This is a genomic window from Bacillus massiliigorillae (assembly GCF_000380245.2).
Classification (GTDB): Bacteria; Bacillota; Bacilli; order Bacillales; family DSM-1321; genus Bacillus_AD; species Bacillus_AD massiliigorillae.
The window spans coordinates 2,572,188-2,599,098 of sequence record NZ_HG428741.1 but is presented as its reverse complement, the minus strand read 5'-3'; the positions used below and the strand labels follow the sequence as shown (position 1 = coordinate 2,599,098).

Genomic DNA, 26,911 nt, shown 5'->3' with positions numbered 1-26,911 from the left:
ATGGCTTTTTTTGTTCTAATCTCTATTGTACAAGCATACATTTTGGATAGCATGTACAGGAGGTGTAAGAAGTGCGCGTTTCGAATGTAACGGTACGGAAACGATTGCTGATTTTTTTTCTTATAGGATTGCTGGTATTTTTATTGATTGCATTGCGGCTTGGTTATGTTCAGTTATATTTAGGAAATACATTAACTGGGAAAGCAAAAGACTCTTGGAGTCGAGATATTCCTTTTGAACCTAAAAGGGGGGAAATTGTTGATCGTAATGGCGTAGCGCTTGCGACCAATTTAAGTGCACCTACTGTATATGTTGTTCCAAGACAAGTTGAGAATGCAAATGAGACGGCAGCGAAGCTAGCGAATGTTTTGGACGCGTCTGTTGACAAAGTATATAAGGAAATTACGAAGAATCAAGTATATGTTCGTCTCTCAGAGGGAACAAAAATTTCTCATGAAAAAGCTAAAGAAATAGAAGCCTTCAGTTTAAAAGGTGTTTTTATTGCAGAAGATTCTGTCCGTTATTATCCTTTTGGTCAATATTTATCACATGTACTTGGGTTTACAGGAAAATATAATCAAGGGTTAATGGGCGTTGAACTGACGTACGATGATGAATTAAAAGGTGAGCGAGGACATGTTCGGTTTTATTCGGATGCGAAAGGTAAGCGCATGGAGAACATGGTGGATGATTATAAAGAACCAACCAATGGAAAGAATCTGCAATTAACGATTGATAGCAAAATACAGACTATTATGGAGCGAGAAATGGATATTGCAGAAGCAACATACAATCCTGATGGAATTATTGGTATTGCTATGAATCCGAATAATGGTGAAATACTGGCGATGTCAAGTCGACCTACTTTTGATCCATCTAAATATCAAGAGGTCAAACCAGATGTGTATAATCGTAATCTTCCAGTGTGGAGCTCGTATGAACCTGGTTCTACGTTTAAAATTATTACATTAGCAGCGGCACTTGAAGAAAAGAAAGTAGATTTAGAGCATGAAGGGTTTTATGATCCGGGATATACAAAAGTTGGGGGAGCTACCTTGCATTGTTGGAAAAGGGGTGGGCATGGGCATCAATCATTTTTAGAAGTTGTACAAAATTCTTGCAACCCTGGATTTGTAGAGTTAGGGAACCGTTTAGGGAAAGAGACGCTTTTTTCATATGTTAAAAAATTTGGCTTTGGAACAAGAACAGGTATTGATTTAGCAGGTGAAGCAACTGGGATCCTTTTTGATTTAAATCGTGTTGGTCCAGTTGAGCAAGCAACAACAGCTTTCGGTCAAGGTGTCTCTGTTACACCAATTCAACAAGTGGCAGCTGTTTCAGCGGCGGTCAATGGTGGAATCTTGTATACTCCTTATGTAGCAAAGCAATTAATTGACCCAGTAACAGGTGAAGTGACCATGCGTAAGACAGCTCAAGAGAAGCGTCGTGTCATTTCAGAAGACACTTCTAAAAAAGTAAGAGAAGCATTAGAATCAGTTGTGGCACTGGGATCTGGTCAGAAAGCATTTATTGAAGGATATCGTGTTGGAGGAAAAACTGGAACAGCTCAAAAGGTACAAAATGGTCAATATATTAAAAATAACCATATTGTATCCTTTATCGGGTTTGCTCCGGCAGACGATCCACAATTAGTTGTATATATCGCGGTTGATAATCCGAAAGGAACTGTTCAATTTGGTAGTACAGTATCAGCTCCAATCGTTGGTAATATTATGAAAGATGCGTTGATTGCTTTAGACGTAAAGCCTCGTAAAGGTGGTTTGGCAAAGGAAAAGAATATTACAGATCCAATTATGGTGGAAATTCCAAATGTAGTTGGTATGACAAAACAAGAATTATATACACAGTTCTCTACATTGAAGTTAGATGTTTCGGGAAAAGGGGATAAAGTTGTTAAACAAGCTCCGGAGGCAGGGGTGAAAGTTAAAGAAGGGTCTACAATACGAATTTACCTTGGTGATTAATAAGTGTGAGTGATTATTAAATAGAGAACCGTTATATAGAGTTTAATGGCAACCTAAAGAAAGCGACTGATAATTCAGTCGCTTTCTTTGGAAATCTAAGAATTATATTTAAAAAGATGTATATTGATAATAATATATGACATTCACATAGAAAACTTTTTCATTTTACGGTATGATAAACTATGTTTGAAAAAAAGATTGAGGAGATTGAAGGAATGAAATTACATAAATTACTTTCATCTTTACCTTCATATAAAGGTGATGACAGTCAAAATCCAACTATTACTTCAATAGAAAACGATACGCGCAAAGTAAAGCAAGGAAGCTTATTTATTTGTGTTAAAGGTTATACAGTAGATGGACATGATTTAGCATCGAACGCCGTAGAAAAGGGTGCAGTAGCAATTGTTGCTGAACGTGAATTACCTCTTTCAGTTCCTGTAATTGTGGTTAAAAGTACAACTAGAGCGATGGCGGTGTTGGCTGATGCTTTTTATAAACAGCCCACTCAACAATTATCTTTAATTGGTATCACTGGTACAAATGGCAAGACAACAACAAGTCATTTAATAGAGAAACTGTTACATGATGATCATAAGAAAACAGGATTAATTGGTACAATGTACACGAAGATTGGTGAAGTAATTCAAGAAACAAAGAACACAACACCAGATAGTGTGACTCTTCAAAAAATCTTTCATGAGATGGTAGAGAGCGGAGTTGATACGGCTGTTATGGAAGTATCATCACATGCGTTGGAGCTTGGTAGAGTACATCGTTGTGATTATGATATTGCGGTATTTACAAATTTAACGCAAGATCATTTAGATTTCCATAAAACAATGGAAGCTTACAAACATGCGAAAACATTACTTTTCTCTCAACTTGGTAATGCCTTTGATGAGAATAAACCTAAATATGCGGTAATTAATAAAGATGATGCGGCTGCAGATGATTTCATTAAAGCAACAGCGGCACATGTTATTTCCTATGGTATTGATCAAGATGCAGATATTATGGCAAAAGATATTACCATTACTTCAGCAGGAACGAAGTTTACAATTGAAACAGTAAATGAATCATTACCTATTCAATTGCAATTAATCGGGAAATTTAGTGTGTATAACGTGCTTGCGGCAGCTTCGGTAGGATTATGCCTAGGGATGAGTCTTCAACAAATCATTACGTCATTAGAAGATGTTTCAGGTGTTGCTGGACGTTTTGAATTAGTAAATGCCGGTCAGGACTTTACAGTTATCGTTGATTATGCCCATACGCCAGATAGCTTAGAGAATGTACTTGAAACAGTCAATGAGTTTGCCAAGGGCACTACGTATGTAGTGGTAGGTTGTGGAGGAGATCGTGATCGTACGAAACGACCTATCATGGCAAAGATAGCTTGTGAATTAGCAATGCAACCTGTACTTACTTCGGATAATCCTCGTACAGAAGATCCTGAGGCAATCTTGAATGATATGGTTGAGGGTGCTACAGGAGACAAGTACAAAGTTATTGTAGACCGTAAAGAAGCGATTAACTGGGTGATTCGTCAAGCGAAAGCAAACGATGTAATTTTAATTGCGGGTAAAGGGCATGAAACGTATCAAGAGGTGAACGGTATTAGAAATCACTTTGATGATCGTGAAATAGCACGAGATGCAATAAGAGAAGTTTTAGAAAAATAATTTCATTTTCGATTTTGAAAAATAATATATTTATGAGTGTGAAAGAATGGTTTAGAATCAAATTGATGCTGACAGTTTTAATGAAACAAATATTATGCATTAAAGGTATAAGCAAGACATTATTATGTGAATCGTTTTACGCACTGAGAAGGGAAGTCAAAGAATAATGATGGAGCAAGTAATTTTTTTCACAATACTAACAGGATTTTTAATAACAGTACTATTATCTCCTGTTTTTATTCCTTTTCTTAGACGTTTGAAATTTGGTCAAAGTATACGTGAAGAGGGACCGCAGTCGCATCAAAAGAAAACAGGAACACCTACTATGGGTGGAATAGTCATCCTGTTATCAATTACAATTACAACACTTGTTATGATTAGTAAATACTCTGAGACATCGACAAATATCTTTTTATTATTATTTGTTACTTTAGGGTTTGGTGTACTTGGATTTTTAGATGATTTTATTAAAGTAGTAATGAAACGTAACCTAGGATTAACTTCATTACAAAAGTTAATTGGTCAAATTGTAATTGCCGTTATTTTTTATTTTGTTTATAAAGGTACAGCTGGATTTACTCCGGAAATCGCTATTCCAGGAACAGATATTGCACTAAATGTTGGCTGGTTTTATGTTGTCATTATTATTTTCTGGCAAGTTGGTTTCTCGAATGCGGTTAACTTAACGGATGGTTTAGATGGTTTAGTATCAGGTACAGGGGCAATAGCGTTTGGAGCATTCGCTGTTATTGCATGGAGCAATGGACAATATGATGTTGCTATCTTCTCTGTAGCGATTGTAGGGGCACTACTTGGATTTCTTGTATTTAATGCACATCCTGCGAAAGTATTTATGGGTGATACAGGATCATTAGCTTTAGGTGGAGCATTAGCAACTGTTGCTTTATTAACGAGTTCTGAGCTACTTCTTGTTATAATAGGAGGAGTATTCGTTATTGAAACCCTTTCTGTTATTCTGCAAGTCGCAAGCTTTAAAACGACAGGTAAGAGAATCTTTAAGATGAGTCCTCTTCACCATCACTATGAGCTGAGCGGTTGGTCTGAATGGAGAGTAGTTGTAACGTTTTGGTCAGTCGGCTTATTACTTGCCGTACTGGGAATCTATTTAGAGGTGTGGTTATAATGAAAACTCCAGAAACATATTTGCGAAAGAAAGTTTTAGTTCTAGGTCTTGCTAAGAGTGGAGTTAGTGCAGCACAGTTACTTCATAATCTTGGTGCCTTTGTAACGGTAAATGATCGCAAGCCTTTATCGGAAAATCCAGAAGCACAAAACTTACTAGAACAAGGAATTACTGTTATTTGTGGTGAACATCCACTTGAGCTTCTAGATGAAGGCTTCCAAGTTATTGTGAAGAATCCAGGTATTCCATATAGTAATCCTTTAATTAAAGGTGCATTGGAGAAAGGTATTCCAGTGATTACGGAAGTAGAGCTCGCTTACCAAATTAGCGAAGCTCCAATTATCGGTATTACAGGTACTAATGGTAAGACTACAACCACAACATTAATTCATGAAGTATTACAAGCAGCAGGAAAGAAACCTCTTATTGCTGGTAATATTGGTACAGTAGCTTCTGGTGTTGCCATGGAAGCTACGAATGAGAATACAATTGTTATGGAATTATCATCATTTCAATTAATGGGCATTCATTCGTTTAAACCTGAAATTGCTCTCATTACTAACTTGTATGAAGCCCACCTTGATTATCATGGTGATTTCGATGCGTATTGTGAAGCGAAAAGTAATATTACGAAGCAACAAACAAAAGAAGATTATTTTGTGTATAATGCAGATCAAGAAAAGGTTGTGGAGATTGCAAAACAATCGTCAGCAACACTAGTTCCTTTCTCTTCAACGCAAGTTGTAGAAGATGGTGCGTATGTGGCAGATGACTGGGTAATGTTTAAAGGTGAGAAAGTAATTGCATTATCTGAAATTGTTTTGCCAGGTCAACATAATTTAGAAAATGTACTGGCAACGGTTGCGGTTTGCAAGATAAAAGGAGCAGATAATGAAGCGATTCATCAAGTATTAACAACGTTTAAAGGAGTAGACCATCGTTTGCAGTTTGTGAAAAATGTAAATGGTCGTCGTTTCTTTAATGATTCAAAAGCAACGAATATTTTAGCGGCAATGAAGGCTCTTCAGTCGTTCAATGAGCCAACAATCTATCTTGCTGGAGGATTGGATCGTGGAAATGAATTTGATGAATTAATCCCTGCATTAAAAAATGTCAAAGTAGTTATTACGTTTGGACAAACTGCTCCAAAAATTGAAAGAGTAGCCAAGGAAGCAGGTATAGAGACAATTATGCGTGTCGATACTGTTAAGGAGGCTGTTCCAGTAGCTTATGAGCATTCTGTAGAAGGAGATACAATTCTACTTTCTCCTGCTTGTGCAAGCTGGGATCAATTTAAAACTTTTGAAGTTCGAGGAGACATTTTTGTAGAAGCTGTGCATAAGCTTAAGTAAGAGCTTGTACATGGTGATGACAGGTACGTATTGTAGACAAAGATTATGAACATAATGGTTTACAAGATGTACATACTTTACTTGAAGACGTGCCTAGAAGAGCTTTAACAACTAAAGTAGCGCCATACAAGATTATAGTCTTCTGTATGGATGCTCTAGTTGGTAAGGCTCTTTTTTAAACGAAAGAAAGTGCTGTCTGACTTCGAGACTTTTCTACTTAGGACTGGTACAGGCTCTAATATGATCGTCAGAGGTGTAGAAGTGTGCACACAAAAAAAAGCCATCCTGATTTTATTTTGATTATAGTTACTTTAGCATTACTATCCATAGGTTTAATTATGGTATATAGTGCAAGTGCTATTTGGGCGGCGTACAAGTTCGATGGCGATTCATTTTATTTCGCTAAACGTCAGCTTCTGTTTGCAGGAGTAGGAGTAGGCGCAATGTTTTTTATTATGAATATTGATTATTGGACTTGGCGTACGTGGGCAAAAGTGCTTGTTATTGCCTGCTTTGTTCTTTTAGTAGCTGTGCTTATTCCAGGTATCGGAATGGAGAGAAATGGTTCTAGAAGCTGGATTGGTGTAGGAGCGTTTTCTATTCAGCCATCTGAATTTATGAAGCTAGCAATGATTGCGTTTTTAGCGAAGTTTTTATCTGAAAGACAGAAATATATAACAACCATTAAAAAGGGCTTAGGTCCATCATTAGGATTTGTATTCTTGGCTTTCGGTATGATTATGCTTCAACCTGACTTAGGTACAGGGACAGTAATGGTTGGAACATGTATTGTAATGATATTCGTTGCAGGCGCAAGAATCTCACATTTTGCTTGGTTAGGAATAATGGGTATTGGTGGCTTTGTGGCGCTTGTATTATCTGCTCCATATCGAATTAAAAGGATTACCTCTTTTCTTGACCCATGGGATGACCCACTTGGCTCCGGCTTTCAAATGATTCAATCCCTATTAGCTATTGGGCCAGGAGGATTGTTTGGATTAGGATTAGGGCAGAGCAGGCAGAAATTTTTCTATTTGCCTGAGCCGCAAACGGATTTTATTTTCGCAATTCTTTCTGAAGAGCTTGGTTTTATTGGTGGAAGCTTTGTCATCCTGTTATTTGCACTATTATTGTGGAGAGGTATACGAATTGCTTTAGGTGCACCTGATCTTTATGGTAGTTTTTTAGCAGTCGGTATTATCAGCATGGTTGCGATTCAAGTTATGATTAATATCGGCGTTGTAACGGGGTTGATTCCGGTTACAGGAATTACACTGCCGTTTTTAAGTTATGGTGGTTCCTCGTTAACGTTAATGTTAATGGCCATTGGGGTATTATTAAACATAAGTCGCCATTCTCGTTTTTAAGAAACCTTGCGAATTAAGTAGGGTTTCTTTTCTTTTTGTAGAATACATATTTAAGAATGAAAATCGCTACTTATGTACTATTGTTATTCTATATACGAGCCTTCTAATGCTGTTTATTATGTAGTAGAATGGGGTATATGCATCAAGCATGATGTATAGGCTAAATTATTATATTGTGAGATTACGTATGAGGTGAATTTATGAAGATTGTAATAAGTGGTGGTGGAACTGGGGGACATATTTATCCAGCACTTGCTTTAATTAGAGAAATACAGAAAAAACATAAAGATTGTTCTTTCTTATACATTGGTACTGAAAAAGGGTTAGAAAGTCAGCTTGTTCCGAGAGAAAATATCCCTTTTAAATCGATACATATTACAGGTTTTAGAAGAAAACTTTCTTTTGAAAACGTGAAAACCATTTTTCGTTTTTTGAAGGGTGTATCAGATAGTAAGAAGATGTTAAAAGAGTTTGGTGCAGATGTTGTTATTGGAACAGGTGGATATGTGTGTGGACCTGTAGTTTATGCAGCTGCTAAGCTAGGGATTCCAACAATCATTCACGAACAAAATAGTGTACCAGGCTTAACAAATAAATTTTTAAGCCGTTATTCTACTAAAATAGCCGTTTGTTTTGATGAGGCGAAAGATTTCTTTCCAGAGGAGAAAACGGTGCTTACAGGGAATCCTAGAGCTTCTGAGGTGCTATCTTATTCTGGTAGTAGAAAAGGATTAGAGACAGTTGGACTTGATCCGAGAAAACCAACAGTATTAGTTGTTGGTGGTAGTCGAGGAGCAAGACCTATTAATGAAGCGATTCTAAAGGTTATGTCTCAATTAGGAGAAAAACCATACCAATTACTATATGTAACTGGTGATGTTCATTTTGATAAAGTTCAAGAGGAAATGAAATTAATAGGAAATCCTACAAATGTAGTTGTAAAGCCGTTTATTCATAATATGCCTGAAGTTTTAGCAGGGGTAGATTTAGTAGTTGCACGTTCAGGTGCGACTACATTAGCAGAATTAACAGCTCTTGGTGTTCCAAGTATTTTAATTCCAAGCCCATATGTAACGAATAATCATCAAGAGAAGAATGCAGATTCGTTAGTCGTTAAAGGAGCAGCAACTAAAATTCTAGAAAAGGAATTAACCGGTTCTAAATTAATAACGATGATTGATCAAATTCTACTTTCGGAAACAGAATTGCATAAAATGAAAGAGGCAGCTAAAAGTCTAGGTATGCCGGATGCAAGTGAAAGAGTCCATCAATTAATGGAAGAAATTGTTTCAAATAAAAAATAAGATAAGTGTTCATCTTACCATTCATTAACTGAGATAAGTAAAAAAGATGCCGTTATGTTTTGTAACATATTTCACAATTCTAAACTACTCTTATATTGGATGGTAAGGTACTTTATCTTTGATAATTTGGGAATACACTACTTCATTTAACAAGTGAAAGAAGTAGTAGCTCAACTGACTTGAGAGGTGAGTGTAGTGGAGAGAGGGAAAATTGTATCATTAGAAGACCGAATACCGAAATTAAAGCAGCGTAGAAGGAAAAAAGCCAATCGAAGAGCCATTTTTCTTTTGTCTCTTTTCTTCATTTTGCTCATACTTGTATTATACTTACTCTCACCATTGAGCAACGTGAAACAAATAACAATTTCAGGTAATCGCTATTTAACGAATGAAGTGATTATTTCAACAAGTGGAATCACAAGTTCGACAAGTGTATGGAAATTAGATAAAAAAGGGATTAAGAAGCGTCTGGAGCAATTACCAGAAGTGAAAACAGCAAGCGTTCAATTAGTTTTACCTAATTCTGTTGAAATTGCAGTAAAAGAGTACGATCGACTTGCTTATCTTGTTCAAGGCTCTGATTTTCATCCAATCTTATCGAGTGGAGAAGTATTAACTCCTTTGAAAGGTGGGACTATTCCTGTCCATGCTCCTTTATTAATGGGCTTTAAAAAAGGAAAGAAGTTAGAATCGATTGTTGAAGTGTTGGATAAACTACCAGAAGAAATTACAAATGCGATTTCCGAAATACATTATGATCCGAGTGATTCAGATGGGTATCGTGTCCGCTTATTTATGAATGATGGATATGAAGTGATTGCTACGTCCCGTACTCTAGCGGACAAGCTTATTCATTATCCTTCGATTATTAGTCAACTTGACCCCAAAAATAAAGGGGTTATTGATTTAGAAGTAGGATCTGTGTTTATTCCGTATCAAAAATCTGCTTCTGACAAGTCTGATAAAGAAAAGGGAGGTCAAGAAAAGAAAGGTGAAGCTGAAAGGTAAACGTGTTATTCTTTCACTTGTCTTTTTAGTTTTAGGTTTTATGATTGCCTTTTCCTATAATCTGACGAGTAAGAAAGAGAAGCAGGAAAGTGTAAATGAGAATTGGAACGCTGAGTACCATCTTCGAGAGCAATACATAGAGCAAGAGGAACAAAATCGTAAGTTACAACAACAAGTTATAAATACTCAAGAGAAAATCGCTAAAATGGAAACAAATCTAGCTCAAGGAGAACAGGTTCTTGCTGATTTAGCAGAAGAAGCAGAGAAGTATCGAATGTTTCTTGGAAAAGTGAAAGTCCAAGGATCTGGAGTTGAAGTAACCTTATCAGATGGAGAGTACGATGCAGCTAAGTACAATATTAATGAATATATCGTTCATGAACATCATGTATTTAATGTAATTAATGAACTTTATATTTCAGGAGCAGAGGCTGTTGCTGTTAATGGACAAAGACTGAAGCACGATTCTTATATTGTATGCAATGGTCCTGTTATTACTGTTGATGGACAGCAGCATCCTGCTCCTTTTGTGATTACGGCAATTGGTAAACCAAATGTCTTAGAAGCTGCATTGATGCTGACAGGTGGCATAAGAGATCAGCTTGTGAATGAAAATATTGTTTTTGCGCTTGAGAAAAAGGATAAAATTATTTTAGATCCTATTATGGGCAGCTAAGCTAGTCGTGAAGGTTTGGTGTTGATAATGAAAAAGAAAAATCAGATAGGCTTTATACTCGTATCAACAATTATTGGCTTTATGCTAGCTGTCCAGTTTAAATCGATTAAAGAGCCTGAAAGAAGAGATACGCGTGATACTTGGCAGTTGAAATCTGATATATTGTATGAACAAAAGCGTCAAGCACAATTAACAAGAGATATTACAGAACTAGAAACTCAAGCATCACGTTATGAAACAGAGTTAAAAACAAGTAAAGAACAAGCTTTGAAAGATGTAGTAGAAGGATTAAAGCGGGAAGTAGGAATTACGCCTGTAACTGGACCAGGACTGATTATTTCAATTAATACAATTTCAGATGAGACGCTTTTTTTGCAAAAAGCTAAAAGGATTGCACCGGATTTGTTAAGACGATTAATCAATGAATTGAATAAATATGATGCAGAACATATTTCTATTAATGGTCAAAGAGTTGTTAATAATACAGTGATTCGGGATATTAATGGCATAACGAAAATTGATGGGTATGCCTTAAATACTTTTCCGATAGAACTTAAAATAATTGCCACAGATGCCGAAAAAGTAAGAGACCGTTTAAAAGTAGCACCAACTATTGAAGAGTTTTTTATTGAGAATCTTACTCTTACAATATCACAACCGCTAGATACGGTAACGGTTCCGGCTTATCGTAATAAAATTCAAGTGCAAAATATGGAACCTGTGAGGTAAAGAAGGAGGATAATCAATAGTGTGGCTTCCGATATTTGGGTTGCTGATAGGAATTTCCGTAGGATTATTAACGGATATTGAGGTACCTTCAGATTATTCTAATTATTTATCGATAGCAATATTGGCTTCTCTTGATACTTTGTTTGGGGGAATCCGTGCTCATTTACAAAATATTTATGACGAATTAGTGTTTGTTTCAGGTTTCTTTTTTAATATTATTTTAGCTACAAGTTTATCTTTTCTAGGTGTACATCTTGGTGTAGACTTGTATTTAGCGGCAATATTTGCGTTTGGAGTAAGATTATTTCAAAATATCGCGGTTATTAGACGGATTTTACTGTCAAATTATATGGATAGAAGAAAAAAACAACTACAAAAGCAATAAACTGTGTTATTTTAGTGAAAAAAGTTTGTTCTAAAAAAGGGATAATCCGTATAGTGACGAATTGATAGATATAGTCTTTTATTAACATTTATACTATTCTATTTACATAAGCTTTTTTAGGCAGAACAACGTTTTTTATATAATTTTGGGTTAAGGAGGTGCCATGGAATGAGCAACAGTGAAATTTATGTAAGTCTTGACATCGGTACATCCAGTATAAAAGTAATCATTGGCGAAATAGTAAATGATGTTTTTAACATACTAGGTGTTGGTAATGTTAAATCTGCGGGGTTACGTAAAGGTGCAATTGTCGATATTGATGAAACGGTTCATTCGATTCGTAAGGCAGTAGAACAAGCTGAGCGAATGATAGGCATGGAAATTAGAAAAGTAGTAGTAGGAATTAGTGGTAATCATGTGCTGTTGCATCCATGTCATGGAGTTGTAGCTGTTTCAAGTGAAAACAAAGAAATTACACAAAATGATATTATTAGAGTAAGAGAAGCTGCAGAGGTTATGACAATTCCAGCGGATCGAGAAGTAATCGATATTATTCCGCTTCATTATAAAGTAGATGAGCTTGATGAAATCAATGATCCAAGAGGAATGATTGGTGTTCGCCTTGAAATGAAGGGAATTTTAATTACAGGTCTGAAAACATTACTACATAATACTTTACGCTGTGTTGAAAAAGCCGGTTTAGAGATTGTAGAGATAGCACTTCAACCTTTAGTAGCAGGGTCGCTAGTTCTTTCGAAAGATGAAAAGGAATTAGGGGTAGCTCTAGTTGATATTGGTGGAGGCTCTACAACGGTTGCAATTTTTGAAGGTGGACATTTAGTTTCCTCCAATGTAATACCGATAGGTGGAGAGACGATAACGAAAGATTTATCGATTGTGTTGCGTACAACAATGGATGATGCTGAATCATTAAAAGTGAAGCATGGACATGCCTATTATGATGATGCTTCTGAAGAAGAGATTTTTCACATACCGATGATTGGAAGCGATCAACAGCAACCTTGTAATCAATTAATGTTAGCAGAAATCATTGAAGCTCGATTAACAGAGATTTTTGATCTTGTTGTGGAGCAATTAAGAAGAAATGGTTATCAGGATATTCCTGGTGGTCTTGTATTAACTGGTGGAGTTGTGAAAATGCCAGGAGTACTAGATTTAGCACAATACGTATTCCAAAATCGAGTACGAACAGCAGAACCAAATCATATTGGTGTGCGCGAGCCACAATATACAACTGCTGTTGGATTAATTAAGCATGCTTGTCAAAAAGCAAAACAACAAGGGATTTCATTAGGAAATGCTACAACAACTATCACAGAAAAACCTGAACAACGGGTTATACCAGAACCAGAACCTGTATTGGTGAAAGAAAAAAGTCCAAAAAAACCTAATGAAAAAGGTAAATTTAAAAAAATAATCGATTATTTCTTTGAATAAGACTAATCCAGGATAATGGTGGAGCTAGGAGGATTATCATGTTAGAGTTTGAGTCTAATTTAGATGCATTGGCAACAATAAAGGTAATTGGCGTTGGTGGAGGTGGAAACAACGCTGTTAATAGAATGATTGAGCATGGGGTAGAGGGAGTAGATTTTATTGCTGTTAATACCGATGCACAAGCTCTTAATCTATCAAAAGCTGAAATTAAAATGCAAATTGGTGGTAAGTTAACTCGAGGACTTGGTGCGGGTGCTAACCCTGAAGTTGGTAAAAAAGCAGCTGAAGAAAGTAGAGAACAATTAGAGGAAGCACTTCGTGGTGCAGATATGGTTTTTGTTACTGCTGGAATGGGCGGTGGAACAGGTACAGGTGCAGCGCCGGTAATTGCAAATATTGCACGTGAATTAGGCGCTTTAACTGTAGGTGTTGTTACTAGACCATTTACGTTTGAAGGACGCAAAAGAGCTACACAAGCGTCGGTTGGAATAGGTTCAATGAAAGAAGCGGTTGATACGTTAATCGTGATTCCAAATGATCGCTTACTTGAAATCGTTGATAAAAATACACCGATGTTAGAAGCATTCCGTGCAGCGGATAATGTACTCCGACAAGGTGTACAAGGTATCTCTGATTTGATTGCTACGCCAGGTTTAATTAACTTAGACTTTGCGGATGTAAAGACAATTATGAGTAATAAAGGTTCTGCTTTAATGGGTATTGGTATTGCTTCTGGTGAAAAGAGAGCGGCTGAAGCGGCTAAGAAAGCAATTATGTCTCCGTTACTTGAAAAATCGATCGATGGTGCTCAAGGTGTTCTTATGAATATTACTGGTGGTACTAATTTAAGTCTATTTGAAGTTCAAGAAGCGGCTGATATTGTAGCTACAGCTTCTGATCAAGAAGTAAATATGATTTTCGGTTCGGTTATTAATGAGAACCTGAAAGAAGAAATTATTGTAACGGTAATTGCGACTGGTTTCAGTGAAGTTGAAGAGCAGCCGAAAACATCAAAGCCAAGCTTTGGTCAAACAAGAACGCCGCTATCGCCCGTTAGTGAAAATAAAGTTAGGCCAACAACTCGTGTGGAACCTACAGAACCACAACGCACAACTAGTAGCAGTGTAAGTGATGACTTATTAGATATCCCTACTTTCTTACGTAATCGTAATCGTAAATAAAATAGCATTTGATTACGTAACGTTAGTTGAAACGAAATATGAATGAAAAAAATCGTACTTCTTATGAAGTGCGATTTTTTTTGTGGAAAGGTTCTACGATTTTCAACAATTAATAGAGAATGTAACTAGTTCATCTGTAGGCTAGTTACAAGTCATATTTTAAATTTCTCTACATATAGTGAAACAAACAGTGACAAAATTCTAATAAAAAAATGCTTTTTTACGAACTATAAAGTGACATACTTTTCCTGTTCTTGTGCGTTATACTTTGGCAATACGGTAGAAATTTAGGTAGGAGGGGGCAGGAATGGTAGCATATATAGATTTAATCATTCTTTTAAACTGGTGCTTTGATTGTTTACTCCTCTATTGGACTTCCATTCTTTTAAAGCGAAAGATAGCATTTAGGCGCATTGTTTTAGGGGGGGCTATTGGTTCTGTTTTAATTCTATTTTTTTTCTCACCATTTTATAACTTAGCAAACTCGGTATTAATAAAAATTTTCTTTTCCTTATTTATGATTTTTGCTACTTTTGGTTTTTATCGATTAAAAACATTTTTAAAGGCCAGTGCAATGTTTTATTTTATAACTTTTTTAACAGGTGGAATTTTATTAGGCGTTCATTTTCTCTTTTCGTTTAAATTTTTAGCGGCAGATACAAATTTATTTTTCGCAACCAAAAGTTATGGTGATCCTGTTAGTTGGTTATTTGTAGTTGGTGGTTTTCCGACAGCCTGGATGTATTCAAAACGAATATTTGGAGAAATGGAAATGACAAATTTATTACATGACGGCATTGTAAATGTGGAAATAAAAATAAAGGACTGCTTTCTATCTTGTGCAGGGTTAATTGATACAGGTAATCAATTATATGAACCTATTACGAATACACCAGTGATGATTCTATCTGTTGCACAATGCCAAGAACGTATTCCAAAGGATGTTCTTGAATTGCTTCAAGAAAATATAAGCTCTACCAATATATCGAAAAGCATTCATAGTAGCTGGGGGGAACGAATGCATATCATTCCCTATAAAGTACTAGGGGTGGAGCAACAATTATTAATTGCTTTTCGTCCTGATTGGATTCAATTGTCATTAGGTGATAAAAGAGGGCGAGTTCATAAAGGGCTAGTTGCCTTAACTCTCCAGACAGTGTCTCATGATGGTGCGTATAACTGTATTGTGCATCCTCATATGGCTTCATCCCTACAAGCAAGAGATGTTTCATGAAGTTTTCAAAGCTATTAATACACTATACTCAATAAATAATTATTTTAGAAGGAGGAAAACGTGTGAGAAAATTGCTTTTTCAAATGATGTACTTGTGGTACAAACTACTTGTGAAGTTAAGAATTAAAACAGATGAAATTTACTACATTGGAGGGAGTGAGGCATTGCCACCTCCATTATCGAAAGAAGAGGAAGAAGTATTGATTCATAAGCTTCCGAATGGAGATGAATCAGCGCGAACTGTTCTTATTGAGAGAAATCTTAGACTTGTTGTATATATCGCCCGTAAATTTGAAAATACAGGTATTAATATTGAGGATTTAATCAGTATTGGTACGATAGGTTTGATTAAGGCGGTTAATACCTTTAATCCAGAGAAGAAAATAAAATTGGCTACTTATGCTTCAAGGTGTATAGAAAACGAAATACTGATGTTTTTAAGAAGAAATAATAAGATTCGTTCAGAGGTATCTTTTGATGAGCCGCTGAATATTGATTGGGATGGGAATGAGCTATTATTATCGGATGTGCTTGGGACAGAAGAGGATATTATTACGAAAGATTTAGAAGCAAATATTGATCGAAAGTTATTAACAAAAGCTTTACACCAATTAACAGATCGTGAAAAACAAATTATGGAACTTAGGTTTGGCTTGATGGGTGGTGAAGAAAAAACGCAAAAAGATGTAGCGGACATGCTAGGAATTTCACAGTCATATATATCAAGATTAGAGAAACGGATAATAAAGCGATTGCGTAAAGAGTTTAATAAGATGGTGTGATGATTTCTCGGCTAAATGCCGAGTTTTTCTTTTGTTCAAATTCGGTGCCAGTTTTTCTTTTTTGCATATTTTTTTTCGGACAGGGAGATACTGATTTTTGTACAGCATCCCCTGTAAGGAGGGAAATATTTTGTCTCGTAATAAAGTTGAAATATGTGGTGTGGATACATCAAAATTACCGGTTTTGAAAAATGATGAAATGCGTAAACTGTTCAAAGAATTGCAAGACGGCGAACTTTCAGCACGAGAGAAGCTGGTAAACGGAAACTTGAGACTTGTATTAAGTGTCATTCAACGATTTAACAACAGAGGGGAATATGTAGATGACTTGTTTCAAGTAGGCTGTATAGGTTTAATGAAATCGATTGATAACTTTGATTTAGGTCAAAATGTAAAATTCTCAACATATGCTGTACCGATGATTATTGGTGAAATAAGAAGATATCTTCGCGATAATAACCCAATTCGTGTCTCACGTTCATTGCGAGATATTGCTTATAAAGCCCTGCAAGTAAAAGAAAAATTAATGAGTCAAACCTCAAGAGAACCGACAGCTGAAGAAATTGCAAAAGTACTTGAAGTTTCTCATGAAGAGATTGTATTTGCACTCGATGCTATTCAAGATCCAGTAAGCTTGTTTGAACCGATTTATAACGACGGTGGAGATCCTATTTATGTAGTTGATCAATTAAGTGATGAAAAAAATCGAGACACTCAATGGATTGATGAAATAGCATTAAAAGAAGGCATGCGTAGACTCAATGAACGCGAAACGATGATAATTCGAAAACGCTTTTTTCAGGGGAAAACGCAAATGGAAGTGGCAGATGAAATTGGTATCTCACAAGCTCAAGTTTCAAGGCTTGAAAAAGCTGCGATTAAACAAATGAATAAGAATATTCAACATTAAATACATAAAAGGGTGTTTAAAAAGTGATTGAGAATCATTTTTTGAACACCCTTTTACACATTGTACGAACATTAACTTCATATATTGTATAAAATGAGAAGTAAGGAGCAACTAGAATGATGAAAATATCTCAATTTCAAACGAAAGATATTGTGAATTTATCTGATGGCCGAAAATTAGGGATTCTTCAAGATTTGGAAATCCATTTGTCAACTGGTCAAATTGAAGCCTTAATTGTATCGAACAACAGTAGATGGTCGAATATGTTTCAAAGAGAACCGGAAATCATTATACCTTGGAACAGAATTAAAAAAATAGGTGAAGATCTTATCTTAGTGGATTATGATAATACTTCAGACCTTGTAAGTGTATTTGATAAATAAAGCTATTACTAGGTTGCTATAGGAAATATATGATAAAATATTAAAAAATAAAAAGGGTTGTCATTATGGTTGAAATATTTAAAAAACAAGAAGAGCAATTTTTTACAATCCCACAATGGGAACAAATGAATGATAATTTGGTAGTTGGGTTTACAACAAAGAATGGTGGGGTAAGTAGGGGAATGTTTAGTACGTTAAATACGGGATTTCACGTTGGAGATGAGCAACAATTAGTAGTTCAAAACCGTGAAATCATTGCGAACAAACTTAACTTTCCCTTGTCCTATTGGGTAGGCGCTGAACAAACACATAAGACTCGTATAGCACGTGTTTCAGAAGTGGAAAAGGGTTTAGGGTCTGATGACTATGTGTCAGCATTAAAGGATACAGATGGTTTGTATACGAATGCTGAGGGAATTCTATTAACACTTTGTTTTGCGGACTGCGTGCCAATCTATTTTTTTGCTCCATCTAAATCTTATATAGGCATTGCTCACGCTGGTTGGAAGGGATCGGTTGCAGGCATTGCAGCGGAGATGGTTCATAAATGGCAGGCAGAAGGAATCGAACCAAGTGATATATATACTGTTATAGGCCCGTCCATATGTGAAGAATGTTACGTTGTGGACGATAAAGTAATTAGAGAAGTTAATAAAGTAGTGGAAGAAGCCGATGAAAAGCCATATAATTTAATCAGTGAAGGACAATACAAGTTGCATTTAAAGAAATTAAACGAACTGATTTTAAGAGCAGCTGGAGTTAAACATATAGCTGTAACGAATCTTTGTACATCATGTCAAGAAGAAGCGTTTTTTTCTTATAGAAGAGATGGTGGCAAAACAGGACGGTTAATGAGCTTTATCGGTTGGAAGGAGGCATCTTTGTAAAGTGAAAGTAGTAGAGAACCTTTCTGTAATAGAGCGTAAAATACAGGAAGCATGTGAAAGAAGTAATAGAAATAGAGAAGATATTCATATAATTGCGGTGACAAAATATGTCTCACCTGAAAGAACAATAGAGGCAGCAGAAGCCGGAATTAATCATATTGGTGAGAATCGAATAGAAGGATTAATAAACAAACAACAGTATGTGAAGGAAGGCCCTAAATGGCATTTCATAGGGTCCCTTCAAACACGTAAAGTAAAGGATGTAGTTGACCACGTTGATTATATCCATTCATTGGACAGGGTGTCTTTAGCAAAAGAAATTCAAAAACGTGCAAAAGAACAAGTGCCTTGTTTCGTTCAAGTAAATGCTTCTGGTGAGGAATCAAAGCATGGACTGGCTCCGGAAGAAGTTATTCCATTCATTCATCAGCTGCAAGAAGAAGGTTTTGATAAAATTCTAGTAGTTGGTCTTATGACAATGGCACCGTTTGTAGAAGATGAAACGATACTGCGCAGTTGTTTCCAGACAATGAAATCACTTCAACAAGAGGTGATGAATCTACATATTGAAAATGCACCTTGTAAGGAATTATCTATGGGTATGTCGAATGATTTTGAAATTGCCATCGAAGAAGGCTCAACATATATTCGTATAGGAACTGCACTAGTTGGTGAAGATTCTTAAGGGAGGCTACAAAAATGTCAATTGGTTCAAAATTTAAATCATTTTTTGCTCTGGAAGATGAATATGAATATAGAGAAGAAACGCAAGAAGTGGAAAAGGAAGTTGAAATTCCGGTGAAATCTGTGTCTAAAACGCAATCTCAAAGTACTCAAACACCTCAAAACGTGGTGAGTTTGAAAAGTGTTCAACAAAATTCAAAAATGGTACTAGTTGAGCCTAGGGCTTACTCAGAAGCCCAAGGAATTGCGGATCATTTAAACTCAAGAAGATCAGTAGTTGTGAATTTGCAAAGTATTTCACATGATCAAGCAAAACGAATTGTAGATTTCCTTAGCGGTACAGTGTATGCTATTGGTGGAGATATTCAACGAGTTGGGACAAATATATTTTTGTGTACACCTGAAAATGTTGAAGTGTCTGGAAATATATCAGGCATTCTCCATGAAGATGATACTGAAGGTTTAAGGTGGTAAGTGAATGGGTCTTGTATTAAGTATAGTTTTAAATGTAATTCAAATTTACTCATACGCGTTGATTGTGTACATTTTAATGTCATGGTTTCCAAATGCTCGTGAGTCAGCAATCGGTCAGTTTTTGGGGCGTATTTGTGAGCCATATCTTGAAGTGTTTAGACGTTTTATTCCTCCGCTTGGAATGATTGATATTTCTCCAATTGTAGGTTTCTTGGTTTTAAATCTTGCTACGCAGGGAATTATCCAAGTATTTCACTGGTTAGCTTAATTAAACAATTAATGAAGGCTGACATACAAGACTAGTGGGTAGTCTTGTAGTGTTGGCCTTTATATTTATCTTGAGAAGCTGGTAATGATTGGATTTGTTGGTTGATTTCCTTCAATTGAACTTCTATGTTAGAAAGGACTTTCTATGAGTATTTATCAACATTTTCGTAGTGAAGAGAAAAATTTCATTGATGCTGTTTTGGATTGGAAAGAAAGCGTAGAAACGTTTTATACGCCGAAATTGACTCTTTTTTTAGATCCGCGAGAACAGCAAATTCTTTCTTCCATCATCGGACAGAATGATGATTGTCAGTTGCTTTTGTTTGGCGGTCATTCATTAGCTGAAAGAAAGAGGGCGCTGTTATATCCTAATTACCATAATCCGATTGAAGATGATTTTCATATGTCGTTAATTGAAATTTCTTATAATCGTAAGTTTCATGAACTGAAACATCCACAAATTTTAGGGACATTAATGTCTTTAGGTATCAAGCGAGAGAAATTTGGTGATGTGCTTCTTAATAGTGAAGGAGCGCAAATAATTGTTTCGAAAGATATTGCTGATTATGTAATTGCTAATATAACGAAAATTGGACAAGCAGGTGTTACATTAGCTTTGAAGGATTTCCAACACGTATTAGAAGTCGAGGATGATTGGCAAGAGTCAGTGATGACCAGCTCTTCCTTAAGATTAGATAGTTTATTTTCTTCAATGGCTAATATATCACGGCAAAAAGCACAAGATTTCATTGCTGGCGGTAAAGTGAAGGTGAATCACAAAGTAATTGAAGCAAAAGATTTTGAATGTCAAGAAGGCGACCAAATATCTGTGCGTGGATTCGGTAGATATCGAATTATGTCTATTGACGGGAAGACAAAGAAAGAAAAATGGCGAATCATGTTTGGAAAACGGAAATAATTGAAAAATTTGAAGGATTTACAAATGTTCTGTCAAAACGTAGAATAAAAGTAATAACAGTCATTATTTAAATTAATATGGAGGTGCAATAATGCCTTTAACGCCACTTGATATACATAATAAGAGTTTTAGTAAAGGTTTTCGTGGTTATGATGAAGATGAAGTAAATGAATTTCTAGAGCAAGTGATGAAAGATTATGAACTAGTACTTCGTGAAAAAAGGGATTTAGAAGAACAGTTAATAACGGTTCATGAAAAGTTAGCGCATTTTAGTAACATTGAAGATACTTTAAATAAATCGATTATCATCGCTCAAGAAGCTTCGGAAGAAGTAAAACGAAATGCGCATAAAGAATCTAAGCTGATTATTAAAGAAGCGGAAAAAAATGCAGATCGTATTGTAAATGAATCATTATCGAAAGCACGAAGAATTGCCTCTGAAATTGAAGAATTGAAAAAACAATCTAAAGTGTTCCGTACGAGGTTTACAATGCTCGTAGAAGCGCAATTAGACTTAATTAAAAATGGTGATTGGGAGCATTTGATGGACTTTAACCATGATGCTTCAGAGATTTTCTTTAAAGAGGAAGAAGAGTAATATTGACGGCAGTAATACTTTTCGTATATAATTCCAAACAAGATAATATTATTTAAACGTTGATAGGGACAGTAGGTTTCTTTAAAACACTTACATAAGCAATTATTTGGTTGCGATTAGCGAATCGAGGTTGGTGGAAGCTCGATGTAAGAATAGAAACGGAAGATCACCCTGGAGTTCTTAAATGAAACTTTTTATAAGTAGTAGTTTAAGCGTCTTGTTCGCGTTAAGAATGAATTAGAGTGGGTGTTTATTTATTAAACATCAAACCAGGGTGGTACCACGGGAAAAAAAGCCTTCTCGTCCCTTTTTTAGGGATGAGAAGGCTTTTTTATTTTTAAAGATCACTAAATGAAAATAATATTGTAGAGAAATATAGGAGGGTTTTGACAATGGATTATAAAGATACATTATTAATGCCAACAACAGAATTTCCGATGCGTGGAAATTTACCAAAAAGAGAACCAGATATGCAAAAAGCATGGGAAGAAATGGACATTTATAAGAAAGTTCAAGAACATACAAAAGGTCGCCCAATGTTTGTGTTACACGATGGACCTCCATATGCGAATGGAGACATTCACATGGGTCACGCGTTAAACAAAATTCTTAAAGATTTCATCGTTCGTTTTAAATCAATGAGCGGCTTTCATGCACCTTATGTACCAGGTTGGGATACGCATGGTCTTCCAATTGAAACAGCTTTAACAAAGAGTGGAAAAGTAAATCGCAAAGAAATGAGCGTAGCTGCTTTCCGTAAGCTTTGTGAAGAGTACGCTTATGAGCAAGTAGCTCGTCAAAAAGAACAATTTAAGCGTCTAGGTGTTCGTGGTGATTGGGATAACCCGTATATTACGTTAAAGCCTGCGTATGAAGCTCAACAAATTAAAGTTTTTGGCGAAATGGCGAAGAAAGGCTATATCTACAAAGGCTTAAAGCCAGTTAACTGGTCACCATCAAGTGAGTCAGCGTTAGCTGAAGCGGAAATCGAATATCAAGATAAAAAGTCAGCTTCAATTTATGTAGCATTCGATGTAACAGAAGGTAAAGGTGTTCTTGATGAAGGAACGAAAATTATTATTTGGACAACAACTCCATGGACAATTCCAGCTAACCTTGGAATCTCTGTTCATCCAGCGCTTGACTATGTAGTCGTTGATGTTGAAGGCAACAACTATTTAGTAGCAAAAGATTTACTATCAGCTGTTAAAGAAACAATTGGCTGGGAATCAGCGAATGTTGTTAAAACAGTTAAAGGTAGTGAGTTAGAATACATCGTTGCGAAGCATCCATTATACGACCGTGATTCATTAGTTATGCTTGGTGAGCACGTAACAACAGATGCGGGTACTGGTTGTGTACATACAGCACCTGGTCACGGGGAAGATGACTTTATCGTAGCTCAAAAATATAAATTAAAAACATTATGTCCAGTGGATGAAAAAGGTCATATGACAGATGAAGCACCGGGCTTTGAAGGTATGTTCTATGACAAAGCTAATAAAGCAATCACTGAAGCATTAGAAGAAAAAGGTGCATTACTAAACTTAACGTTTATCACGCACTCATATCCACATGACTGGAGAACAAAGAAACCAACGATTTTCCGTGCAACAGCACAATGGTTTGCTTCTATTCACGATTTCCGTGAAGAATTGCTTCAAGCAATTAAAGATACAAAATGGTATCCTGCATGGGGTGAAACAAGACTATTTAACATGGTACGTGACCGTGGAGACTGGTGTATCTCACGTCAACGTGCATGGGGTGTACCAATTCCCGTATTCTATGCAGAAAATGGTGAACCAATTATCACTGATGAAACAATTAATCATGTTTCAGACTTGTTCCGTGAACATGGTTCGAATGTATGGTTTGAGCGTGAAGCGAAAGATTTATTACCTGAAGGATTTACTCACGAAGGAAGTCCAAATGGTATCTTCACGAAAGAAACAGACATCATGGACGTTTGGTTCGACTCAGGTTCTTCACACCAAGCAGTATTAGAAGAACGTGAAGATTTAGTAAGACCAGCTGATCTTTATTTAGAGGGCTCTGACCAATATCGTGGTTGGTTTAACTCTTCATTATCAACAGCTGTTGCAGTAACTGGTAAAGCGCCATATAAAGGCGTGCTAAGCCACGGATTTGCTCTTGATGGACAAGGTCGTAAGATGAGTAAATCACTAGGAAATACAGTTATTCCTGCAAAGGTAATGAACCAATTAGGTGCAGATATTCTTCGCCTATGGGTTGCGTCAGTTGATTATCAAGCGGATGTACGTGTATCTGATCCAATCTTAAAGCAAGTAGCTGAAGTGTATCGTAAAATCCGTAACACATTCCGTTTCCTACTTGGAACATTAGATGGCTTCGATCCAAAAGCAGATAGCTTGAAATATGAAGAGTTACGTGAAGTAGATCAGTTCATGCTTGTGAAGTTAAATAAATTAATTAAAAATGTAACGAAATCATATAATGAATATGAATTCGCAAACATTTATCACAATATCAATAATTTCTGTACGTTAGATTTAAGTGCATTCTACTTAGATTATGCGAAAGATATTTTATACTGTGAAGCGCCAAATAGTGCTGATCGACGTGCGATTCAAACAGTGTTATATGATGTATTACTTTCATTAACTAAACTAGTATCACCAATTCTTTCTCATACAGCAGATGAAGTTTGGGCTTATATCCCGAATGTCGAGGAAGAGAGCGTTCAATTAACTGATATGCCGACACCTCAAGAGTTTGCTAACGGAAAAGAGCTTGAAGATAAATGGAATAAATTCATGGATCTTCGTGATGATGTGCTGAAAGCATTAGAAGAAGCGCGTAATGCGAAAGTAATCGGTAAATCATTGAATGCAAAAGTATCAATGTATGTAACGGAAGAAACAAAGGCATTGCTTGAAACTATTGAAGAAAGCTTTGAACAATTATTCATTGTTTCTCAGTTTGAAATTGCAGGACAAAAAGATGCTGCGCCTGCTGAGGCAGCACAATTTGAACATTGCGCAATTGTTATTACTAAAGCTGAAGGTGAAACATGTGAGCGTTGCTGGAATGTATTAGAGACAGTCGGAACTGTGGAAGAGCATCCAACATTATGTCCACGTTGTGCATCTGTAGTGAAAGAAGCATACACTAATTAAAAACAAAGCGTGCTGGCTTATTTTTAAGTCAGCCGCTTTTTGGTTTATTTTTTATATTGTGCTACAATTCAAGATAGTGAAATTTACTTAAGTTGGGGGATGACTGTCATTTTTTATTTATTAGCATTAGCTATAATCGCTATAGATCAGCTTTCAAAATTTGCAATTGTAAAAAACATGAATCTAGGCGAAAGTATAACGGTAATTGATAATTTTTTATATATAACATCACACCGTAATATGGGGGCTGCTTGGGGAATTCTTCAAGGTAGAATGTGGTTCTTCTATATTATTACAGTCGTTGTAGTAGTAGTTTTAGTGTACTATATACAAAAGATGGCTAAAACACATATTTTATTAGGTATTTCACTTGGATTAATGCTAGGTGGAGCAATAGGTAATTTTATCGACCGTGTTTTCCGAAAAGAAGTGGTTGATTTTGTAGATACAATTATTTTTGGGTATGATTTTCCCATCTTTAACGTCGCAGATGCAGCTCTAACATGTGGTGTCGTGTTGTTAATGATTTTTATGGTTTTTGAGGAAAAGTTACTGAAGGAGAGAAAGAATGGATAAAGTATTATACATCGTTAGTGAAGACAATAAAGGTGATCGTTTAGACAAGTTTATTTCACTTGTACATGACCAGTTTTCACGTACACAAGCACAGTTACTAATTAAAGAGGGTAATGTACTTGTTAATAAGCAAACTGTGAAAACAAATTATAAGTGTCATATTAATGATGAAGTGGAAATTACCATTCCAGAGCCTGTTGAACTAGATATTAAAGCAGAAGAAATGAATCTTGATATTTATTATGAAGATGAAGATGTATTAGTTGTGAATAAGCCGAAAGGTATGGTCGTTCACCCTGCACCAGGACATACAACTGGAACGCTTGTTAATGGGTTAATGGCTCATTGTAAGGATCTTTCCGGTATTAATGGTGTCATGCGTCCGGGAATTGTTCATCGTATTGATAAAGATACGTCTGGTTTATTGATGGTAGCAAAAAACGATATGGCGCATGAAAGCCTTGTACAACAATTAGTGGACAAAACAGTTACGAGAAAATATCGTGCACTTGTACATGGTGTTATTCAACATGATCATGGAACAATTGACGCACCAATTGGCCGCGATAAAAAAGATCGTCAAAGTCAAACAGTTGTCTCTGATGGCAAGTCAGCAGTCACGCATTTCACTGTTATTGATAAGTTTAAAGATTTTACGTTAGTAGAATGTCAACTTGAAACTGGTAGAACACATCAAATTCGTGTACATATGAAGTACATTGGCTATCCTTTAGCAGGTGATCCAAAGTATGGACCGAAGAAGACGTTAGATCTTGGTGGACAAGCGTTACATGCAGGTGTGTTAGGGTTTGTTCATCCGCGTACAAATGAATATATGGAGTTTTCAGCACCACTTCCGACATATTTTGAGGATTTATTAGAGAAACTAAGTAAAGATCGTTGACAAAACAATATATAGACAGTATTATATAAACAGTTAAACATGAACCTTTAAACATCAGTCCCGTGAGGCTGAGAAGGAAACGGACTAACCTAACACATGCATATATTGTGTGTATACAGGTGTATCTAAATCCTCTTGCTGCGGGCAAGGGGATTTTTTTATAGTTTAGATGACGGGGAGGTGCCTAACATGAATGAGAAAGCTGTAGTTCTTGATGAACAAGCAATTAGAAGAGCATTAACACGTATTGCCCATGAAATTATTGAGAAGAACAAAGGAATAGAAGACTGTATTTTAGTTGGAATCAAAACACGTGGGATTTTCATTGCGAACCGATTGGCTGCTAAGATTGAACAAATCGAAGGAAAAGCCATTGAAGTTGGTGAATTGGATATCACGCTTTATAGAGATGATTTAAGTAAGAAGAACAATGATGGCGAGCCATTCGTGAAGGGATCGAACATTCCGATTGATATTACGAATAAGAAAGTCATTGTTGTAGATGATGTTTTATATACGGGAAGAACAGTTCGAGCTGCAATGGATGCGTTGATGGATATTGGAAGACCATCTCAAATCCAACTAGGCGTACTTGTTGATCGCGGACATCGTGAATTACCAATTCGAGCAGATTATGTAGGAAAGAACGTACCAACATCACTACTTGAAAAGATTACTGTTTCATTAGTGGAAGTTGATAAGTTAGATAAAGTCAGTATTTATGATAAATAATGACCCTTTTAATGTAAGTCCAGAGAGGCTACGAAGGGAAGGAATCATATATGAGACACTGTTTTACTAAAGTGAAAAGTATATGAATGACCTTACCCATTTGTGCCCTCGTGAAAACGAGGGTAT

26 protein-coding genes and 1 other annotated feature are annotated in these 26,911 nt (G+C 36.1%); all 26 genes read left to right on the top strand.

Translation table 11 applies throughout. The annotated features are described in order from the left end of the window. The first annotated feature begins 71 nt into the window (after positions 1–71). The 26 genes from TX86_RS11990 to pyrR all read left to right on the top strand — a co-directional run bounded on the left by TX86_RS11990 (position 72) and on the right by pyrR (position 26,785). Positions 72–1,985 (top strand): stage V sporulation protein D, encoded by a 1,914-nt coding sequence (locus tag TX86_RS11990; RefSeq protein WP_042349029.1) that lies wholly within the window; start codon positions 72–74, stop codon positions 1,983–1,985. A 215-nt stretch (positions 1,986–2,200) separates the two neighbouring features. Next, on the top strand, positions 2,201–3,670 hold the full coding sequence (locus tag TX86_RS11985; RefSeq protein ID WP_042349028.1) for a UDP-N-acetylmuramoyl-L-alanyl-D-glutamate--2,6-diaminopimelate ligase: 1,470 nt from the start codon (positions 2,201–2,203) through the stop codon (positions 3,668–3,670). A 166-nt stretch (positions 3,671–3,836) separates the two neighbouring features. Continuing rightward, positions 3,837–4,814 carry a phospho-N-acetylmuramoyl-pentapeptide-transferase gene (mraY, locus tag TX86_RS11980; RefSeq protein ID WP_042349027.1) on the top strand — a complete coding sequence of 326 codons (978 nt, stop codon included), beginning with the start codon at positions 3,837–3,839 and terminating at the stop codon, positions 4,812–4,814. Continuing rightward, positions 4,814–6,166: a UDP-N-acetylmuramoyl-L-alanine--D-glutamate ligase gene (murD, locus tag TX86_RS11975; protein WP_042349025.1), complete on the top strand. Its 1,353-nt coding sequence runs from the start codon at positions 4,814–4,816 to the stop codon at positions 6,164–6,166. Before mraY ends, murD begins: the two co-directional genes overlap by 1 nt. 263 nt (positions 6,167–6,429) lie before the next feature. Beyond that, the gene (spoVE, locus tag TX86_RS11970) at positions 6,430–7,533 is read left to right on the top strand and encodes a stage V sporulation protein E (protein WP_042349024.1); all 1,104 of its coding nucleotides are present in this window, start codon (positions 6,430–6,432) and stop codon (positions 7,531–7,533) included. Between the two features lie 200 nt (positions 7,534–7,733). After that, on the top strand, positions 7,734–8,837 hold the full coding sequence (murG, locus tag TX86_RS11965; protein ID WP_042349023.1) for an undecaprenyldiphospho-muramoylpentapeptide beta-N-acetylglucosaminyltransferase: 1,104 nt from the start codon (positions 7,734–7,736) through the stop codon (positions 8,835–8,837). A 195-nt stretch (positions 8,838–9,032) separates the two neighbouring features. Next, positions 9,033–9,845, top strand: coding sequence for a cell division protein FtsQ/DivIB (locus TX86_RS11960; protein ID WP_042349020.1), 813 nt, complete (start codon positions 9,033–9,035; stop codon positions 9,843–9,845). After that, the gene (locus TX86_RS11955) at positions 9,835–10,521 is read left to right on the top strand and encodes a DUF881 domain-containing protein (protein WP_042350438.1); all 687 of its coding nucleotides are present in this window, start codon (positions 9,835–9,837) and stop codon (positions 10,519–10,521) included. The genes TX86_RS11960 and TX86_RS11955 overlap by 11 nt, the downstream gene beginning before the upstream one ends. Before the next feature lie 27 nt (positions 10,522–10,548). After that, positions 10,549–11,250 (top strand): DUF881 domain-containing protein, encoded by a 702-nt coding sequence (locus TX86_RS11950; protein ID WP_042350436.1) that lies wholly within the window; start codon positions 10,549–10,551, stop codon positions 11,248–11,250. Positions 11,251–11,269: 19 nt separating this feature from the next. Further along, positions 11,270–11,635 (top strand): small basic family protein, encoded by a 366-nt coding sequence (locus TX86_RS11945; RefSeq protein WP_042349019.1) that lies wholly within the window; start codon positions 11,270–11,272, stop codon positions 11,633–11,635. A 168-nt stretch (positions 11,636–11,803) separates the two neighbouring features. Next, the gene (gene ftsA / locus TX86_RS11940) at positions 11,804–13,093 is read left to right on the top strand and encodes a cell division protein FtsA (RefSeq protein WP_042349018.1); all 1,290 of its coding nucleotides are present in this window, start codon (positions 11,804–11,806) and stop codon (positions 13,091–13,093) included. Positions 13,094–13,131: 38 nt separating this feature from the next. Further along, positions 13,132–14,274, top strand: a complete 1,143-nt coding sequence (gene ftsZ / locus TX86_RS11935) for a cell division protein FtsZ (RefSeq protein ID WP_042349016.1) — start codon at positions 13,132–13,134, stop codon at positions 14,272–14,274. A 307-nt stretch (positions 14,275–14,581) separates the two neighbouring features. After that, a complete protein-coding gene (gene spoIIGA, locus TX86_RS11930; protein ID WP_042349014.1) occupies positions 14,582–15,508 on the top strand; it encodes a sigma-E processing peptidase SpoIIGA in 927 nt (308 codons plus the stop codon). Between the two features lie 62 nt (positions 15,509–15,570). Beyond that, positions 15,571–16,290, top strand: a complete 720-nt coding sequence (sigE, locus tag TX86_RS11925) for an RNA polymerase sporulation sigma factor SigE (RefSeq protein ID WP_042349013.1) — start codon at positions 15,571–15,573, stop codon at positions 16,288–16,290. Between the two features lie 130 nt (positions 16,291–16,420). After that, positions 16,421–17,200, top strand: a complete 780-nt coding sequence (gene sigG / locus TX86_RS11920) for an RNA polymerase sporulation sigma factor SigG (protein ID WP_042349012.1) — start codon at positions 16,421–16,423, stop codon at positions 17,198–17,200. Positions 17,201–17,316: 116 nt separating this feature from the next. Further along, positions 17,317–17,583, top strand: a complete 267-nt coding sequence (locus tag TX86_RS11915) for a YlmC/YmxH family sporulation protein (RefSeq protein ID WP_042349011.1) — start codon at positions 17,317–17,319, stop codon at positions 17,581–17,583. A 65-nt stretch (positions 17,584–17,648) separates the two neighbouring features. Continuing rightward, positions 17,649–18,470 carry a peptidoglycan editing factor PgeF gene (gene pgeF / locus TX86_RS11910; RefSeq protein WP_042349010.1) on the top strand — a complete coding sequence of 274 codons (822 nt, stop codon included), beginning with the start codon at positions 17,649–17,651 and terminating at the stop codon, positions 18,468–18,470. Position 18,471: 1 nt separating this feature from the next. Next, positions 18,472–19,155, top strand: a complete 684-nt coding sequence (locus TX86_RS11905; RefSeq protein WP_042349009.1) for a YggS family pyridoxal phosphate-dependent enzyme — start codon at positions 18,472–18,474, stop codon at positions 19,153–19,155. 14 nt (positions 19,156–19,169) lie between these two features. Next, on the top strand, positions 19,170–19,628 hold the full coding sequence (locus tag TX86_RS11900) for a cell division protein SepF (RefSeq protein WP_042349008.1): 459 nt from the start codon (positions 19,170–19,172) through the stop codon (positions 19,626–19,628). 4 nt (positions 19,629–19,632) lie between these two features. After that, positions 19,633–19,896 carry a YggT family protein gene (locus TX86_RS11895; protein WP_042349007.1) on the top strand — a complete coding sequence of 88 codons (264 nt, stop codon included), beginning with the start codon at positions 19,633–19,635 and terminating at the stop codon, positions 19,894–19,896. A 144-nt stretch (positions 19,897–20,040) separates the two neighbouring features. Then, positions 20,041–20,814 (top strand): YlmH family RNA-binding protein, encoded by a 774-nt coding sequence (locus TX86_RS11890; protein ID WP_042349006.1) that lies wholly within the window; start codon positions 20,041–20,043, stop codon positions 20,812–20,814. A 91-nt stretch (positions 20,815–20,905) separates the two neighbouring features. Then, complete coding sequence (locus TX86_RS11885; RefSeq protein WP_042349005.1) at positions 20,906–21,412, top strand: DivIVA domain-containing protein; 507 nt, start codon at positions 20,906–20,908, stop codon at positions 21,410–21,412. A gap of 50 nt (positions 21,413–21,462) precedes the next feature. Further along, positions 21,463–21,723 (top strand) — a binding site (T-box leader). Between the two features lie 81 nt (positions 21,724–21,804). Beyond that, on the top strand, positions 21,805–24,573 hold the full coding sequence (gene ileS, locus TX86_RS11880; RefSeq protein ID WP_042349003.1) for an isoleucine--tRNA ligase: 2,769 nt from the start codon (positions 21,805–21,807) through the stop codon (positions 24,571–24,573). 99 nt (positions 24,574–24,672) lie between these two features. Further along, positions 24,673–25,149, top strand: coding sequence for a signal peptidase II (lspA, locus tag TX86_RS11875; RefSeq protein WP_042349002.1), 477 nt, complete (start codon positions 24,673–24,675; stop codon positions 25,147–25,149). Then, positions 25,142–26,053: an RluA family pseudouridine synthase gene (locus TX86_RS11870; protein ID WP_042349001.1), complete on the top strand. Its 912-nt coding sequence runs from the start codon at positions 25,142–25,144 to the stop codon at positions 26,051–26,053. The genes lspA and TX86_RS11870 overlap by 8 nt, the downstream gene beginning before the upstream one ends. A 189-nt stretch (positions 26,054–26,242) precedes the next feature. Then, positions 26,243–26,785, top strand: coding sequence for a bifunctional pyr operon transcriptional regulator/uracil phosphoribosyltransferase PyrR (pyrR, locus tag TX86_RS11865; protein WP_042349000.1), 543 nt, complete (start codon positions 26,243–26,245; stop codon positions 26,783–26,785). Positions 26,786–26,911 lie beyond the last annotated feature (126 nt).